The sequence below is a fragment of the Pseudoalteromonas sp. P1-16-1b genome (assembly GCF_001401785.1).
Classification (GTDB): Bacteria; Pseudomonadota; Gammaproteobacteria; order Enterobacterales; family Alteromonadaceae; genus Pseudoalteromonas; species Pseudoalteromonas undina.
Window position 1 is genome coordinate 87,961 of record NZ_LKGQ01000016.1, and the last position, 16,579, is coordinate 104,539.

12 protein-coding genes are annotated in these 16,579 nt (G+C 38.5%); 7 read left to right on the forward strand and 5 right to left on the reverse strand.

Translation table 11 applies throughout. From position 1 onward, the window contains the following. Window positions 1-63: 63 nt before the first annotated feature. Window positions 64-2,244, reverse strand: a complete 2,181-nt coding sequence (locus tag AN392_RS12465; RefSeq protein WP_055012902.1) for a response regulator — start codon at window positions 2,242-2,244, stop codon at window positions 64-66. Window positions 2,245-2,392: 148 nt separating this feature from the next. Beyond that, complete coding sequence (locus AN392_RS12470) at window positions 2,393-4,087, reverse strand: sensor domain-containing diguanylate cyclase (RefSeq protein ID WP_010390789.1); 1,695 nt, start codon at window positions 4,085-4,087, stop codon at window positions 2,393-2,395. Window positions 4,088-4,306: 219 nt separating this feature from the next. Here AN392_RS12470 and AN392_RS12475 point away from each other — a divergent pair, with 219 nt between their 5' ends. The 3 genes from AN392_RS12475 (at window position 4,307) to kynU (ending at window position 7,803) form a co-directional block, all read left to right on the forward strand. Beyond that, entirely contained in the window at window positions 4,307-5,608 is a 1,302-nt protein-coding gene (locus tag AN392_RS12475; RefSeq protein WP_055012903.1) for an amidohydrolase family protein, read from the forward strand. A gap of 126 nt (window positions 5,609-5,734) precedes the next feature. Beyond that, window positions 5,735-6,565 carry an alpha/beta hydrolase gene (locus tag AN392_RS12480; protein WP_055012904.1) on the forward strand — a complete coding sequence of 277 codons (831 nt, stop codon included), beginning with the start codon at window positions 5,735-5,737 and terminating at the stop codon, window positions 6,563-6,565. A gap of 2 nt (window positions 6,566-6,567) precedes the next feature. After that, a complete protein-coding gene (gene kynU / locus AN392_RS12485) occupies window positions 6,568-7,803 on the forward strand; it encodes a kynureninase (RefSeq protein WP_055012905.1) in 1,236 nt (411 codons plus the stop codon). Window positions 7,804-7,895: 92 nt separating this feature from the next. On the opposite strand, the gene AN392_RS12490 is transcribed toward kynU, so the two are convergent. Continuing rightward, complete coding sequence (locus tag AN392_RS12490) at window positions 7,896-11,144, reverse strand: methyl-accepting chemotaxis protein (protein ID WP_055012906.1); 3,249 nt, start codon at window positions 11,142-11,144, stop codon at window positions 7,896-7,898. Between the two features lie 248 nt (window positions 11,145-11,392). Continuing rightward, a complete protein-coding gene (locus AN392_RS12495) occupies window positions 11,393-12,550 on the reverse strand; it encodes a hypothetical protein (RefSeq protein ID WP_055012907.1) in 1,158 nt (385 codons plus the stop codon). Window positions 12,551-12,764: 214 nt separating this feature from the next. Between AN392_RS12495 and AN392_RS12500 the strand changes: the two genes are divergently transcribed. From AN392_RS12500 to AN392_RS12510, 3 genes are read left to right on the forward strand one after another with little or no spacing between them, the layout of a single operon-like run. Further along, window positions 12,765-13,271: a DUF3087 domain-containing protein gene (locus AN392_RS12500; protein WP_010390796.1), complete on the forward strand. Its 507-nt coding sequence runs from the start codon at window positions 12,765-12,767 to the stop codon at window positions 13,269-13,271. A gap of 26 nt (window positions 13,272-13,297) precedes the next feature. Next, window positions 13,298-13,951, forward strand: a complete 654-nt coding sequence (locus AN392_RS12505; protein WP_055012908.1) for a glutathione S-transferase family protein — start codon at window positions 13,298-13,300, stop codon at window positions 13,949-13,951. A 40-nt stretch (window positions 13,952-13,991) separates the two neighbouring features. Beyond that, window positions 13,992-14,444, forward strand: a complete 453-nt coding sequence (locus AN392_RS12510) for a low molecular weight protein-tyrosine-phosphatase (RefSeq protein ID WP_010390800.1) — start codon at window positions 13,992-13,994, stop codon at window positions 14,442-14,444. A 46-nt stretch (window positions 14,445-14,490) separates the two neighbouring features. Here the strand turns inward: AN392_RS12510 and AN392_RS12515 are convergent, their stop codons facing one another. Further along, complete coding sequence (locus AN392_RS12515) at window positions 14,491-15,588, reverse strand: TonB family protein (RefSeq protein WP_055012909.1); 1,098 nt, start codon at window positions 15,586-15,588, stop codon at window positions 14,491-14,493. 232 nt (window positions 15,589-15,820) lie between these two features. Between AN392_RS12515 and ribA the strand changes: the two genes are divergently transcribed. Beyond that, a complete protein-coding gene (gene ribA, locus AN392_RS12520) occupies window positions 15,821-16,444 on the forward strand; it encodes a GTP cyclohydrolase II (protein ID WP_010390804.1) in 624 nt (207 codons plus the stop codon). The last annotated feature ends 135 nt before the right edge of the window (window positions 16,445-16,579 follow it).

The window sequence follows — 16,579 nt, forward strand, 5'->3', positions numbered from 1 at the left end:
GAAGGGCAGATAATAAGTTTTATCCCTATTTAGTGGCAATTTTAGCCACTAAATAGGCCTGTTTTACTCATGCTTTATTTGTTTAGATAAAAACAAGTTAGTAACGTCTGCGACTTTGATTAACGACTCTTTATCAACATGGCTCCAAGTTACCTTTGAGCCTACACTTTCACAACAAATAACACCTAATGGTTTGCTATCAAGTATATAAATGTAATCAAGTAAAGAATAAATATTAAGTGGCTCAAAGTAAGAGTGAGAGAATGGCTTGGTTACTTCGTTATTTCTGGCGTCGGAGGCGTCGAGTACTTGGTTAGTTAAAATATAGTTGAAATAAGCAGGGGAGTTTTCTGTGTATAGAACAGTTCCACTCAACACGTCATTATTTTCATCAAGGCAAGCTAAGCAATTTAATGCACTGTAATCTTTATTAAATAACCACAGACTGACTCGATTAGCATTGGGAATAAGCGCTTTTAACTCTTTGCATATTTGCTTTAGTTTCCTGTCACTAGAAACATTAGGATCGCTAATTTTTACTGCTAAGTTTTTTAAGTTAAGGTTTTTAGGATTATAAACATTGAGTAAGCTATTGAGCTTAGCTTTATCAAACGGTTTAGTTAAGTAGCCATCCATACCAATATCTAAATAATGCTCAATGTCTTGTTTTAGGGTATTTGCTGTCATAGCTATAATTGGAACTGTTTTACCTGCAGGGAGTGCTCTAATAGCCTGCGTGGCTTTTATGCCGTCCATTTCAGGCATTTGTATATCCATGAAAATTAAGTCGACAGGGTGCTCTTTGAAGTACTTAACGCATTCTTTACCATCCTCTGCGATAATTAAATTAGCATTATGTGCTTTGAGCATTTTAACGATAATAAGCTGATTTATTTTATTATCTTCGGCAATTAACACAGTACAACCTTGCAGGTTTGTTATATCAGAGCCCTGCTTTGGTATTGATGGTAATAAAGCAATCTCAAAGTTTTGCTCGTAGGTAAATGTGGAGCCCTTACCTATTTTGCTGGTAAAGCTAAGCTTCCCTTGCATTAATTCACTTAAGCGAGCACAAATTGATAAGCCTAAACCTGTACCCCCATATTCTCTTGAAGTTGATGAGTCTGCCTGATGAAACTCTTTAAATAAATGTTCTTGAACAGTCTCATTAATGCCAAGGCCTGTATCAATAACTTCAAATTTGAGTAATTGTGTTTGTAATGTACTGCTTTTAATACTTACTTTCAGTTCGACTTGGCCAGTTTTGGTAAATTTAATCGCATTTGAGCATAGGTTATTTAAAATTTGCGAAACCCGAAGAGGGTCCCCTTTTAAATTATCCGCTATTTTAGGGTCTACCGATGTAATAAGCTTTATACCTTTAGTAGACGCTTGCTGTAACTGGGGCTTTATTACATCGCTAATAACGTCATTAAGATTGAAGTCGATATGTTCAATTTCTAATTTACCGGCCTCAATTTTAGAAAAGTCTAAAATATCGTTTACAATATTTGATAAGTAATGAGCTGACTTTAATATACTTTTTAAAGTGCTGTCTTTTTCCTCTGTTGTGGTTTCTGATATGGCAAACTCAGCTAAATTTAAAATCCCATGTAATGGGGTTCTCAACTCATGAGTCATATTTGCCAAAAATTTACTTTTTGTGTTATTGGCTGTATCAGCTTCTTCTTTTAACTTTTCTAGTTCTTTATTGTGTGCTTTTTGTTTTTCTAATGCCATCACTAGCTTTTTATTATTAAGTCTAAGCTCTAATTGCGCAATAACTTCTTTGCTCAAAACCGTGAGTGCATTTATCTGTTTGCTTGAGAGCTTTTTTGGTTTATCGCTAATAACACATAACGTACCAATAGCATTGCCTCTAGGAGTTATAAGAGGTGCACCTGCATAAAAGCGAATATTTGGGTCGTTTGTAACCAAGGGATTATCGTGAAAGCGGGTATCAGTAAGTGCATTTTGAACTTCGAACACTTGGTTTTCTAAAATTGCGTGAGAACAAAACGAGATATCCCGTGCGGTTTCGTCTACATCAATACCTTGCTTTGATTTAAACCATTGCCTGTCGGGAGCAACAAGACTTATTAGTGAGATTGGCGTTTCACAAATATCAGATGCAAGCAGGGTTAAGTCGTCAAAGGATTTCTCAGCTTCAGTGTCTAAAACGTCATACTCATATAGGTCTTTTAGCCGTGATAGTTCATCTTCAGGTGTTGACGCTTTTATCATTATGTAACCTTGTTTTTGATATGCCTAACAATGAGTAATTGAATAAAAATAATAATGGATGCGCGAGCGTAAAATGCAATTAAATTATTATGCTCAAGTAGTTAGCTTATATGACCTTAACAGTTTTTGCTAATTGATTTAAAACTGCTCAATCAACAATTCTATTACGGCCTTTCGTTTTTGCCTCGTATAAATAGTCATCAACATATTTTAAGCTGTTTTGTAAGCTGATAGAGCCATCATGAGTAAGTAGCCCAATACTTACCGTAAAGCTAATATTAAAATTGCGATAGTAAACTTTATGTTCATTTACTGCGTGTTTTATTCGCTCAGCGGCTTGCTTGGCTTCTGCTTTGTTTGTGTTGGGCATAATAATTAAAAACTCTTCACCGCCCAGGCGAAATACAAAATCTTGCTTTCTGGTTAAAGCGCGTAATGTATTGGTAAGCTCTTTTAAGCTTAAATCGCCAGCTTCGTGACCATAGTTATCATTTATTGCTTTAAAATGGTCTATGTCGAGCATTAATAACGAAATATAGGTATTTTTATTCTGCGTTTTTAATAGCTCATCGCTGAGTGTTCTGTATAAAGTTCGTCTATTTAAACAGCCTGTAAGTGGGTCTATATTGGCTTGTTTTTCTAGCTCTTGATTAAGAGAAGAGAGCTCTTGAGTACGCGCCTGAATACGCTGCTCTAAACTGGTATTAAGCGCGATCAGTTTATGTTCTATGTTTATTTCTTTGGTTACGTCGTTTTGAACAGCAAAATAATAAGCTACTTTTCCATCTCTAAAAATGGGTGATATGGCCAGTTCATTCCAATAAGGGTCGCCACTTTTTGTGTAGTTTAAAATTCTTGTAGTTATGGGGAGCCCTTTTTTAAGATGAATTTTGAGTTGCTCTATTGTGTTGGCATCAGTTTTTTCACCTTGTAAAATAGAGCCAAGCTTTTTACCTTCTACTTGATTCAGTGGGTAGCCTGTAATTCTTTCAAATGAGCCATTTACCCAAATAACACGCTTGTCTTTATCGGCAATCACCATTCCTACTGTGGTTTCTTTGAGTGCAGTAACTAAAAAGTCCCGCTCCAGAGCTATTTTTTCACTCCCTGATATGTCTTGAAAAATGCCATATAGCTTCGTGATTTCACCGTTTAAATCTCTCGATACATTGCCGCTTGATATTACAGTGCGCTCTTGTAGATCGTCGTCTACAACACGAAGCTTTATACAACTCCATTCTTGTCCGCATGCAAGAGCTTGCTCGACCGCATCTGTTATTTTGGATTTGTCATCTTCATGATAAAAATTTATTGCAGTATCTAGTTGAGGGGAATAGTTACTCGGTGAAACACCATGAATGGTATAAATTTCATCGGTCCAAAATAATTGATTAGTTTTACAGTCGAGTTGCCAATAGCCTACCTTTAAAACTTCGCCGGCATTTTCTATGATGGTTTGTAATTCGTTATTGCTAATAACAGACGACACTTGGGCAAAGTGCTGGTTAAAAACTAAAACCATATGTTGGTGTTGGTTTTGCTGCACGCTGTGTAAGCAACAATTTAGTTTAATGGAGTAATCGGTTGCTAATGTTAGTTCAATATCAAATTGGTCTAACTCATTATGTTGCGATTTTAGTGCGAGAATTTGTTGTTGTAATAGAGCTTTGCTTTCAGTAGTACAACAGCCATAAAGGCTTTCAATGGTGGGTACTTTTTTAGCTGCAACATTTAGCTCTGACCACCTTGGAGAAAGATAACTAAGCTGATTATTATTATCAAATACCATTAAAAGAAAATTACACTTTTCTAGCAGCGCAATATTTATGTCTTTAATATCCATAAGCTCCCTACATATGAAAAGTATTACAACAATAAGGTTGAGTATAGACACCTTCTTTTATTTTTTCAGTTCAAGACAGTGTTAATAGTGGTCAGAATTCTTACTAAAAGTGTATTTCAGGTTTGTTTTTATCACTTTCCTGATAAGGTATTGGTTGTATAACAATATTTTAACGTTATTTCGTTGTTGTTAACGCAGAACGAATCACTGGAGAGTTTAATGAACATATTTCGATTGAGTGTTGTTACCTCGTTTTTTTTCGCTGCTAATCTCTGTGCTACTAGTGCACATGCAAATACTAAAGTAATTCATGCCGGAGAGTTATTGGCTATTCCCGGAGAAAAACCACAACAAAAACAAACTATAGTAATAGAAAATGGCAAAGTGCTCTCGGTATCTGCGGGTTTTTTACCCATCACTCGTTTTGGCGAAGATGCTCAGTTAATCGACTTATCGACCCGCTTTGTTATGCCAGGGCTTATGGATATGCATGTGCATTTACAAGGTGAGCTTGGCCCTGATAATAAAAAAGAGCTGGTGGAAATGTCTGATGCAGATGTAGCAATGCGCAGTGTGCATTTTGCTAACAAAACTCTTATGGCGGGCTTTACTACTGTGCGTGATGTGGGAAGTCAAAGCGAGCAAATGTATGCATTACGTAAAGGCGTAGAAAATGGCTGGGTTGATGGGCCGCGTATTATTGCTGGTGCTGGCGTTACTATTACTGGCGGACACTTAGATGTTGATGGTATGAGCCCTGATTTACTCACCATAAAAACACCGCCAACAGTGTGTGATGGCGCTATTGAATGCCGCAAAAAAACTCGCTATGCAATTAAATACGGGGCTGATTTAATTAAAGTTGCTTCTACCGGTGGCGTGCTTTCGGATACTACTACGGGCACAGGGCAGCAAATGCAAGACGATGAACTTAAAGCTGTAGTTGATACAGCGCATGGTTTAGGGCGAAAAGTAGCTAGTCATGCGCATGCCGCTCAAGGTATTAATGCAGCATTACGTGCGGGCGTTGATAGCATTGAGCACGGTAGTTACACCGATGATGAAGGCATTAAATTATTTAAAGAAACAGGGGCTTATTTAGTCCCTACTTTGCTTGCAGGGCACACCGTAGTTGGGTTAGCAAAAAACAGTGACTTTATGTCTGCGCCAATTAAAAGCAAAGCAATTAGGGTAGGGGGCGATATGCTCAACAATTTTACTAAGGCTTATAAGGCCGGGGTAAACATTGCATTTGGTACCGACAGTGGCGTATCTAAGCACGGCATTAACGCAAAAGAAGCGGTATTAATGCATCAAGCAGGTATGACTCCTGCTGATATTTTAAAATCTGCAACCGTCAATGCTGCTGATTTAATTGATATGAGCCAGCGCTTGGGCACCATAGAGCCTGGTAAGTTTGCTGATATTATTGCTTTGGACACCAGCCCACTTAGCGATATTAGCGCTTTAATGGATGTCGATTTTGTAATGAAAGAAGGCACGATTTTTAAACACCAATAAATACCCTATTTATTTTATTAATAATGACGCAATAACGCTGGTAGGTCGTATTATAATTTTTATAAATGGCTGCTGGCGTTTTTTTGGTCATACCGCTTTTAAGGTTATAAAAGGAAGTCTTTTATTTTGAAGAGCTTAATAGTTTTATTTTTAGTTGTATGGCCTTTTTTGGTTAATGCCAACGCGCAGACAATTGAATTTCCTGATGTAAATAATAATGTGGCATACGCAAGTGTGGCTTCATTGGGGTTTACCCCTGCGGATGAAAAAATAGCATATGGGGATAATGAATCGCAGTTCGCATTACTTTGGCGCGCAAAACAAATCCAACCGCAAAACCCGTTAGTTATTTTACTTCATGGTGGTTGTTGGCTAAGTGCATACGATATTAAACATACCTATGCGTTAAGTACGGGGCTTGCACAAGAAGGTTTTAACGTATGGTCTTTAGAGTATAGAAGAAGCGGCGCAAGCGGTGGTGGCTGGCCTACAACGTTTAATGATGTAAAAGCCGGAATTTTAGCGGTAAGTAAATATAATAATGGCGAGTTTAAATTAGCTGACTCGGTTGTGGTAGGACACTCAGCTGGTGGGCATTTAGCTCTGCTTGCTGGTGGTGAAATTGATCAGCTCAAAGGGGTTATTGGCTTAGCCCCTATTACTGATATAAAAGCGTATGCACGCGGTAATAACAGCTGTCAAAAAGTGACAAAGGATTTTATGCAAGGTATGCCAACTGATAAACCCAAGGCTTACACGCAAGCGAACCCGAGCGAGCAGTCGCTTCATCCACAGAGTATTATTTTACAAGGTGACCAAGATACCATCGTACCTGCTTTTAATTTAGAGCAGCTTAACCGACCTGTGGTTATGCTAGATGGTGTGGGGCATTTTGATTGGATCCACCCAGGTTCTGAGGCATTTAAGACACTAATACAAAATTTGAATGAGAAGTAATAATGAATTTTAATGAGATTGTAGCGCTTGATAAAGCCGATCCGCTGGCTAATAAACGTGATGAATTTGATTTACCCGCAGACACTATTTATCTCGATGGTAACTCATTGGGGGCTTTGCCTAAAGCCGTAAAATCGCGCGTAGCTGAGGTGGTAAGTCAGCAATGGGGTAGCCATTTAATTAGAAGTTGGAATGATCACCAATGGATTGATTTACCAACTCAGGTAGGAGAGAAAATAGCGCCGATTATTGGCGCAGCAAAAGGCCAAGTGATTTGTTGTGACTCTATTTCAGTTAACTTATTTAAACTGTTAAGTAGTGCATTATCGTTAAACCCTGAGCGAAATGTGGTGTTATCCACCGAGGATAACTTTCCTACTGACTTATACATGGTACAGGGGCTAAGTGAGCTATTAGGCCCCGACTTATGTCAGCTTAAATTAGTAGCAGAGCAAAGTATTGAGCAAAACCTAAATGATTCAGTGGCTGTGTTGCTATTAACGCAGGTCAACTTTAGAACCGGTCAGTTGCTGGATATGCAAAAGCTCACCCAGTTAGCTCACGAGAAAGGCATTTTGGTGATATGGGATCTAGCCCATAGTGCGGGAGCTTTACAAGTTGAACTTGATAACTGTAATGCTGATTTTGCCATTGGCTGTGGCTATAAATACTTAAACGGTGGCCCAGGCTCACCTGCATTTTTATATGTGGCTAAACGCCACCAAGCTGCTGTAAAGCAACCCTTATCAGGTTGGATGGGTCATGCCAAACCATTTGCTTTTGATGCAATATATCAAGGTGCTGATACTATAAATCAGTATTTATGCGGTACACCCAGTGTGATTGCGATGAGTACTTTAGATGCTGCGCTTGATGTATGGCAAGACGTAGACATTTCTCAAGTAAGAGAAAAGTCGATTGCACTTGCTGACGTATTTATTAAATTAGTACAAACACATTTATGCTTAAGTGATTTGCGCTTATGTTCTACTGAGGATTCGAGCCAAAGAGGCAGCCAACTAGCATTTTCACATACCGATGCGTTTGCTATATGCCAAGCGTTAATTGAAAAAGGGGTAATAGCAGATTTTCGTGCGCCTAATATTTTACGCTTTGGTTTTACGCCACTTTATACTTCGTTTGAAGAGATTTGGCAGGCAGTGGCTATTTTAGCTGAGGTAGTTAAAAGCCAGCTATATACCCAGCCACGTTTTAATTTAGCGGGTAAAGTGACGTAACTTTATGATGAGCCATTATTATAATGGCTCATAGCGTTTCTCAAGTTAAAAGGTATAGCGTTAGCAGAATCACTAGCAGCGCCTTTAGGTTATTATTGCTCTTTTTCTAGATGAAAGTAATTAAGTTGTACTCTCATCTCGGTAGCTTGTTCTGCCATTTTACGTGCCGCCGCCATTGTTTCTTCTGTAATCGCTGAGTTAGCCTGAGTTAGCCCCGTTAACCGTTGTACAACAAGATTAACCTCTTTAATTGCTTGCTCTTGTGCGGAGGTTGAGTGCGCTATATGTATTATATTTTTACTAACATCGCTAACAGCTTGCATTATGTGTTTTAGTTTTTTCCCTGAGGTGTCGGCTAATTCAGTTCCAAGTGCTATTTTTTGATTACTATTTACAATAATACTCTTTATTTGCTTTGCTGATTTAGCACTACGCCCCGCTAAATCACCGACTTCATTAGCTACTACAGCAAAGCCTCTTCCGTGGTCGCCAGCCCTAGCTGCTTCTACGGCGGCATTAAGTGATAGCAAGTTAGTTTGAAAAGCGAGGTTGTCAATAACCGAAAGTATTTCGTTAATATCTTTACTGGCTTCATTTACTTCATCAATCGCGCTAACAGTCTGTATTGATAATTGGTTTCCTTCTTCAGCGATTTGCTCTGCATTGCTTGCCAATGCCACGGCACTTTTTGATTGTTCAGATACTTTAGTTAGCTCATCTAGCATTTGCTCAGTACTTGAGCTTGCCTCTTCAAGGTTGGCAGCTTGCTCTTCTGTGCGTTTACTTATTTCAGTATTACTTGAAGCTATTTCACCTGCATTTTGCATAACCTGGCCAGCAGATACTTGAATCTCTTGAATGACATTGGTTAATTTAAAGATGGTCGCGTTGGTGTCGTTTTTTAGGGTGTTGAATACGCCTTGATATTGCCCCTCTATATTTTTGGTAAGGTCACCTTTAGCTAAGTTTGACAAAACGCTACTTACTTCATTTATAGCTAATGAAACTAATGAGGTAGACTCATTAACATTATTTTTTAAATCTTCCAATTGGCCTTGCAATGGTTGTTTTAATTGATGAGAAAAATCGCCATTTGCCATTGCAGCCATTACTTGATTAAGATCATTTATGACATGTTCAAGGTTTGTTACCGAGTGGTTTATATCTGTTTTTAAACTATTTAGCTGGCCTGTCATAGTCGATGAAATAGTATGATCAAAGCGCCCCTGACTAATTGCTAGCATGACTGATGAAATTTCAGTTAGAGCATTATCAATAGCAGTAATTGATGTATTGATGTTACTTTTTAACTGCTCAAGTTGACCGCTGGCTTCACCTTTAATCATTTTTTTAAAGTCACCTTTACTAACAAAGGACATGACTTCACCTATTTCATTCATTACATTATTTAAATTAGCCATACTGGAATTAATATCTTGTTTTAAAATATCAAGCTGTCCAGCTAAGGGGGCATCTAATTGCGCTGAAAACTGGCCCTGTCGTAATGCACTCATAACGTCACTAATACCATCTATGGCAATACTTAAGCTATTCACTGAGTTATTCACGCTGTCTTTTAGCTGGGCAAGTTTTCCTTTAGCTGGATAGGTAATTTGCTCTTTAAAGTTACCTTGCTCTACGTTAGCCATAATATCTACGATACTATTCATTGTGTTGTTTATTGAGGAAAGCGATTGGTTAATATTACTTTTTAAGGTGTCTAATTCGCCTGACATTGAGGCATTAATTTGAATATCAAATTGACCATCAGCCATAGCAATCGCAATGTTATTTAATTCGTTTATTGCCCCGTTTAGTGAACTTGCGCAATCGTTGGTTGCTTGTTTTAACGTATCTAACTCTCCTCGACATGGTGCTTCAATACGTTGATCAAATTTACCCGCAGCCATTTGGTTCATAACGCGATTTGTTTCACTAATAGATAACTGTAGAGCATCAAGAAGAGTGTTAAATGCTTGAGTGCTAACGCCTATTTCATCGCTTGAATAGACTGTTGCTCGTAATGAAAAGTCACCTTGCTGTTCAACTTTTTTCATCGTATCAGCTAGTGCATGTATTGGTTTTGTGAGTGTTTTCGCAAACCAATATGCGGCAATGGTAACAATAAAAATAGTGACAAAAAGTATCACAATGAGTTGTTGGGAAAGAGTCGTTATTGACTCAAAAGCTTCTTGTTCGTCCATTTCTGCTATGAGTGCCCAGCGAACATTAAAGACATTTACAGGTGCAAATGCAGAGAGCACCATTTCATTGTTATAGTCATTTATAACATGCTGCCCTTTTTCATTTTTTAGTGCTTTGATTACAGATAAGGTATTCACAGTGCCTTTATTTGGGTTTCTAAACGAGCTTTCTACAGAGTGATTTTTCGGATCAATATAAGAGTCAGAGCGCATTAACCCTTCAGGGCCAACAAGGTAGGTCTCTCCGCTTTCGCCCAACCCGTCACGTTCTTTCATAATTGAATTAATATCTTCAATCGATAATTGGGCAGCTAAAATAGCAACCGTTTTACCATCAACAACAATAGGCTTTCCTATAAAGCTTGCAGGGGCATTATATGAAGGGGAGTACTGTTTATAATCTGCAAAAGCAATTTTTTGTGGGTTGCTGCTGTCTTTTAATTGTCTAAATAGGTTCGCTAAATTACTTTTAGCGTAGGGGCCTGTTTGCAGCGATGTTGCAAAGTCGACTTCTTTATAAACAGAGTAAACAATATTGCCATTTGCTGGGTCGATAATGAAAATATCGTAGAACTTATTTATATTAGTCATATCGCGTAGATAAGGGTGATATTGGCGGTGCGCTTGCTCGTAATAGTCTGATTGCTCTGTGGTGGTTAGTTTTTGTTTTTCACCGATTGGGTTTGGGTTATTAGCTAGATAACGAGATTGCAGCTCAATACTTTTTGGATTCATTTGCTTTAATAGAGATGAAGAAACTGTATCTGTTGGGTTTAGCTGTTTAAATTTTGGAGCAAAAGACTCTTTATAAAAGCGATTTAGAGACTCTGATGAGGCTGAAGGGGAGGTATTATTAAATCCATCTATAAACTTTGTCGCAATATTGGCCATTTCTGGATTTGCTTGCAGCGCATTAAGCTTTTTTTCAATGTTGTTAAAATAGCGTTTAACAGCGCTTTGTTTTACTTTACTCACAGCGTCTAAACGCGAATAAACCTGTTCTGTCATCGAGTTTGAAGCTGTATTAATTGCGACAATAATAATTATTGTTATTGGCACTAGGGCAACAACTAAAAAAGCGGAGATGAGTTTTTTTGTTAAGTTTAATGAATTAAAAAAGTGGTTAATTGTGAGCATTACTATGTCCCTGTAATAAGGTCTGAACCTCAAATGAGCATAGAACACAATTTGTGAAGATCTAGTTAATAATTAAAGTAATGAGTCTTTATTACAAAATAGCCAAAGCTGATACAAAGCACATTTAATTTTAATGTAATTGCAGCATGCTTTTTTAGCGGTTTAAAAGCAATAAAGCGTAGAAGTACTTAAGTGCTCCTACGCTTTATTATTTAATTGATGTTTTAACGCTAAAAAAGCAAACGATGTTAGATCGCGACTAAACTTTGCTCTAACATAGCTTGAATTTGCTTGACTATTTTAGCTTCGGTTTCGGGTTCAAACTGGGCAATTCGAGGGGTGTGAATATGCCCAGTCGGAATATCTGAATTTAGCTGATTACGTAGCCGAATACTGCGGTACGAAATTTCGTTAGACAGGTAACCACCGCCACCGCCACGTACTGCAGTTGCCTCTTTTAATTCGTCAAAACTGCTAGGCTCAAAGTCTTTTTTGAGGGTAATAACATGATGATTATCATTAATCGCAAAAGGGCCTTTTGCCTTTAGCATAGCGCTAACAGGTAAGCTAAATTCTACAAACTCAGTACCGGGTAATGGGCGGTCGTTTAAACTTGGAATGAGCGGCGCTGTTTTGGTACCTCCATACACTATATTGGCGTTGTCGGGGGCTGTTACACTGCGGCGCTTACCTGGAAAGCGTTCAAGATCAAAGTCTTTGCGGCCCATGCTAACGGTAACGACCATATCAACTTTATTAAGAGCGTAATAAGGGGCAAGTAAGGATTCTATAATGCCTTGATCAAAGTCTTCATAACGCACAGGCACCATTACAGTGTTTATTTCAGCACTAATCCCTTTATAGTTTATTACTTGGCCATCAAGAAGCAACGCAGCTACGCCCGATGGGTTACTTTGGTTTATATTTCTATCAAGTAAAAATGGGTCAAACCCAGTTAGTAGTATCTTTTTAGTGGTGTTTTGTGAGTAGCTTAGGTCTGTGCGACCTCGGCTTCCGTTTTCTAGCAATGTTAATAACACTGTTTGCTGCGCGGTGCTCAGCGAAAATGCAGGTTTTGTGGTACGAATTATTTTACTTGATTGTAAGCGAGCCCAATAAAGCGCGCGATCATCTAAGTTTTGCGTTGTAGCGATGCGTTTTTTTGCACTAAACCATAATCGTTTTGAGTAGTCATTAACGGCATCTACGGCTTGTGCATAGCTTGAGAGTGACTTGAATTGCTGCTCAAATTGATTAACTTCGCTGGCAAAAGCGCTTAGTACGGCTGGCATCGCTTGGCTGGCTTTTTCAATTCGCAATTCTTCTGGGGTTAGCGGTGTGTTTAAATTGGCTAAAGTACTAAAAGAAGAAAATATTAAACTTGTGGCAATCAGTGTTTTTATCATGATGTTCCTATACTAAGTCGTATTTGTTGCCCACTATCCTATGCCTAATATGTGGGTGCAAATAAAATCGTTAGTTGGTTTTATGTTGAAAGCAGTATAAAACAGGCGCTAAATCAAAAACTACGGGTATTTTATTAAAAAAGAGTCTTAACTCTGTGATGGGTTTAGCTACAATGGGACTGTGTATTTTTTAGTTTTTTACTTTTAGGCAGCTATGCAACTTATTCAAATAGATAAAGCACGTTATCGTAAACATTTAAATCGCGTTATTGTCGGCTGTGCAGCAGGTTTAGCTGTGGGCAGTTTAGCAATTTCACAAACCTTAATTGCATTATTTCCCGATGAAAGTGGCAGTCATTTTCATTGGAACTTATTAGGCGTAATTGTTACGAGTATTGGCATAGGCTGGTTGTTAAATAAATACCGAACACATCCTTTTATGAGTGAGGTGGTGTATGTGTGGGAGCTTAAAAAAGCGCTTAATAAAATCACTCGTAAAATGGCTAAGCTAAAAGCGGCGGGACGAGAAGGTAATCCCGATGCATTATTGGCGATTCAATATAGTTATGCGGGCTCACGATTATTATGGCAGCTTGACGATAACACCATCACTATGGATGATTTAGCGATTAAACAAGCCGAGTTAGATAGCGTTGCGGCCAAGTTCAACTTAACCTTAAATGCTGATGACTACAATGATGCAATTTTAAAGCAGTTTTAAAGTGGTTTTAATTTATAGGAATAACAATGAGCATAATTCTTTATGGTGTCCCGCTTTCTCCTTATGTGCGTAAAGTACGTGTGTGTTTAGCGCTTAAGCAACTGGACTATAAACTCGAAATAGTCTCGCCGTTTAATCAGCCTGACTGGTTTTTAGAAGTTAATCCGTTAGGGCGTATTCCGGCGCTAAAAGATGGCGAGTTAAACTTGGCGGATTCTAGCGTTATTTGCCAATATCTTGATGAAAAATACCTTAATTCATCGGCTTTACTCGGTGATACTATAGAGCAACGTGCAGCTGTTCGCTGGCTAGAAAAATACGCAGATTACGAGCTGGCTCCACTGACAACATTTACGGTATTTCAGCAGCGTATTATTGCTCCTACAATGCAAAAGCCAACCGATGAAGCCTTAGTGCAAAGTGCATTAAATGAAAAACTACCGCCTTTATTTGATTATTTAGAAGGTTATTTAGGGAATAACGAATTTTTTGTTGGTAACAGCTTTACTCTTGCCGACATTGCTGTGAGCTGCCAATTAATGAATATGGAGCATGGCGGTGAGCAACTTGATGAGTCGCGCTGGCCTAAGCTTGCTGCTTTACATAGCCGTGTAAAACAGGAGACCGCTATGCAGAGCATGCTTGAAGGCGAACAAAAAATATTAGCCTCATTAAAATAACGTTTATCACTGATTTTTTTAAACAATAAAGGAGCTATAAGTGAAAAAAGTACTGATTGTTTGTTTAGGAAATATATGTCGCTCACCTACCGCAGAGGCGGTATTAAAAGCTCGCGCTAAAAAGTTAGGTATTGATCTGCTAGTGGACTCGGCAGGGACTATTGGTCATCACGAAGGTAATCAACCAGATAGGCGCTCAATGCAGGCTGGTGAAAAACGCGGTTATAGTTTTAAAGGTATTTTTTCGCGCAAGGTGCGTAGTAGTGATTTTAGCGAGTTTGACCTTATTTTAGCAGCCGATAAACAAAACCTGTCGGATTTAACCGCACGTTGCCCTGAACATTTGCAGTACAAGCTTGCGTTGTTTTTAGAGTATGGCGAGCAAGCACAAAGCGCAATTCCCGATCCTTACTATGGCGGTGATGATGGCTTTGAAAAGGTACTTGATTTAATAGAGGCCGCCAGCGATAACATTTTAGCTAAGTTAAAATAGCTATAATGATAAATTAAAAGGCGCTTGAAGCGCCTTTGGTATGTTATTAACGGTTTACTTTAAAGTCGAGCTGTACTTTGGAAGTTGCTGCAACCGCTTTTCCATGCTCAAACTTAGGAGCATAGCGCCATTGCGCTAATGCTTCTACTGCTGATTTTTCAAAGGCCACGCCACCCTCAGAACTAATTACTTGCGGATTTTTTACAAAGCCAGACTCATCTACTTGAAACTCCATAACTACACTGCCATCTTTACTAAATCGCGCTTTGTTTTTAGGGTATTTAGGGTTAACGCGATATAGCGGCGTTTGCTCTTGGCTTTCTTTCCACGGCACCATTTTAGCAATCGCGATACAGTGCTTAGTGGCTTCATCGCTTTTGCCTTTTTTTTCATACAAGCCAATTAATCTTGAGTGTGCGGTAAGCTCAGCGCTGTGATCGTAACTTAAGTTTTCATCAAACACCTTTACTACGCGATTAAGCCGTTCAATTGCTTGATCGTATCTTTTTCTACCCTCAGCAAACGACGCCATTAAAAAGTCAGCTTTTATTTGTTCAACCGAGTTTTTAGGTAAGTTAGCCTGGTAATACTCATCGGCCTCTTCCAAGTAGTTTTTAGCTTCACGGTATTTTTCGTAGCTGAATTTATTGGCTAATATGGTTGCCGCTTCTAATTTCATATCGGCCAAAAATTTAGGTTTATTTTCTGTATTTGCTATTGCAATTACTTGCTCTAAATAATAGTCCGCTTTTTGAGCTGAGGGGGCAAAATTAGCCATACCAACCAAAGAATCAACGGTTTCTAACGATTTGTTACCATGGTTGTTAACTGAAATAGTGTAGGCTTGTTGATATAGTGAAAAACGTTTTTCAATCCATTTTTTACCATAGCCATTAATTGATTTAGCATAGTTAATAGCTAAGTTTGCGGTGTTATCTGAATTATCACCGTAAACAGCTTTACCTAATGTGTAGGCCTGCTCCGCGGCTTGTTGCATATTTTCCTTGGTTTTAACCGCATTTAAGTAATTTTGATACGCGTCGTTAAAAACGGCTTGAGCGTTACTTGCTTGTTCGGCAAATGACATGGTGCTTAATACAGATAAACTTAAGCCCATCAGTAATACACGTTTATTTAGTTTCATAATGATCCCTATTATTTGTCGGTGGTAAATTAGCAAATCCTTATGTGTATGTCATCATTTTAGGTAAACCAAGGTAAATATGCGTTGCTAATATATTTATGCTTACATATTGAAAATAGCCGCTGTCGTCGCAATATATTTGACATTACTTAGGGTGTACTACGATCCAATTTTGAACTTTTGTGATATTATCACTTTATCGTGTCGTAGTTTTTTAATATTTGGATTGGTCGTGGCGCAAGTAAGAGCAAGAGTCCAGCTTAATGTTGGCAAAAATAGTGATATTCCTGCAGAAATTATCTCGTTTAGTGGCTTAAAAGATGGCCAAGAGCATGTTGCTTTAGTATTTAATAACGCCGATACCCAGCAAGGTGTCCCACTTATTCGTATGCATTCTGAATGTTTAACCGGTGATGTATTTCATTCGTCACGCTGTGATTGTGGTGAGCAGTTAAACGAGTGTATTGAAATGATGCATGAGCAGGGCGGTATTTTACTTTATTTACGCCAAGAAGGGCGTGGTATTGGTTTATATAATAAAATTGATGCGTATGTACTGCAATCACAAGGTATGAATACCTACGAAGCTAATAACCATTTAGGTTTTGCTGATGACTTACGTGACTTTTCAGATGCAGTGTTAATGCTCAATGCGCTTAATTTAAAGCACGTTAAATTAATGACTAATAACCCTAAAAAGCTCAATGCATTAAAAGATGCAGGTATAGAAGTTGATTCTGTTGTGGGTACTCATGCTCACATTAAAGCTGGGCTTTCAGGTAATAAAGCGTATTTAGAGACAAAGATTAAGCATGGCTCTCACATGCTAGATATTAAGAAAATTAAAAAACCTTAGGGTCTGTTGACCTTTCAAGGTTGAATTTGCAGCAGTCTGTTTGGTATTTAGGCAAGGCAGAGCCTATGTGGTGTGGTTATTCCCCATAAATAGGCGATAACGCAGCATCAATGCCAAACAGGCGCTGCCCGAAGG

Excerpts from the sequence above, each read along its gene's own strand:
- AN392_RS12495 (WP_055012907.1), bottom strand. The coding sequence starts at position 12,550 with ATGATAAAAACACTGATTGCCACAAGTTTAATATTTTCTTCTTTTAGT.
- AN392_RS12490 (WP_055012906.1), bottom strand. The coding sequence starts at position 11,144 with ATGCTCACAATTAACCACTTTTTTAATTCATTAAACTTAACAAAAAAA.
- AN392_RS12475 (WP_055012903.1), top strand. The coding sequence starts at position 4,307 with ATGAACATATTTCGATTGAGTGTTGTTACCTCGTTTTTTTTCGCTGCT.
- kynU (WP_055012905.1), top strand. The coding sequence starts at position 6,568 with ATGAATTTTAATGAGATTGTAGCGCTTGATAAAGCCGATCCGCTGGCT.
- AN392_RS12515 (WP_055012909.1), bottom strand. The coding sequence starts at position 15,588 with ATGAAACTAAATAAACGTGTATTACTGATGGGCTTAAGTTTATCTGTA.
- AN392_RS12465 (WP_055012902.1), bottom strand. The coding sequence starts at position 2,244 with ATGATAAAAGCGTCAACACCTGAAGATGAACTATCACGGCTAAAAGAC.
- AN392_RS12500 (WP_010390796.1), top strand. The coding sequence starts at position 12,765 with ATGCAACTTATTCAAATAGATAAAGCACGTTATCGTAAACATTTAAAT.
- AN392_RS12470 (WP_010390789.1), bottom strand. The coding sequence starts at position 4,087 with ATGGATATTAAAGACATAAATATTGCGCTGCTAGAAAAGTGTAATTTT.
- AN392_RS12505 (WP_055012908.1), top strand. The coding sequence starts at position 13,298 with ATGAGCATAATTCTTTATGGTGTCCCGCTTTCTCCTTATGTGCGTAAA.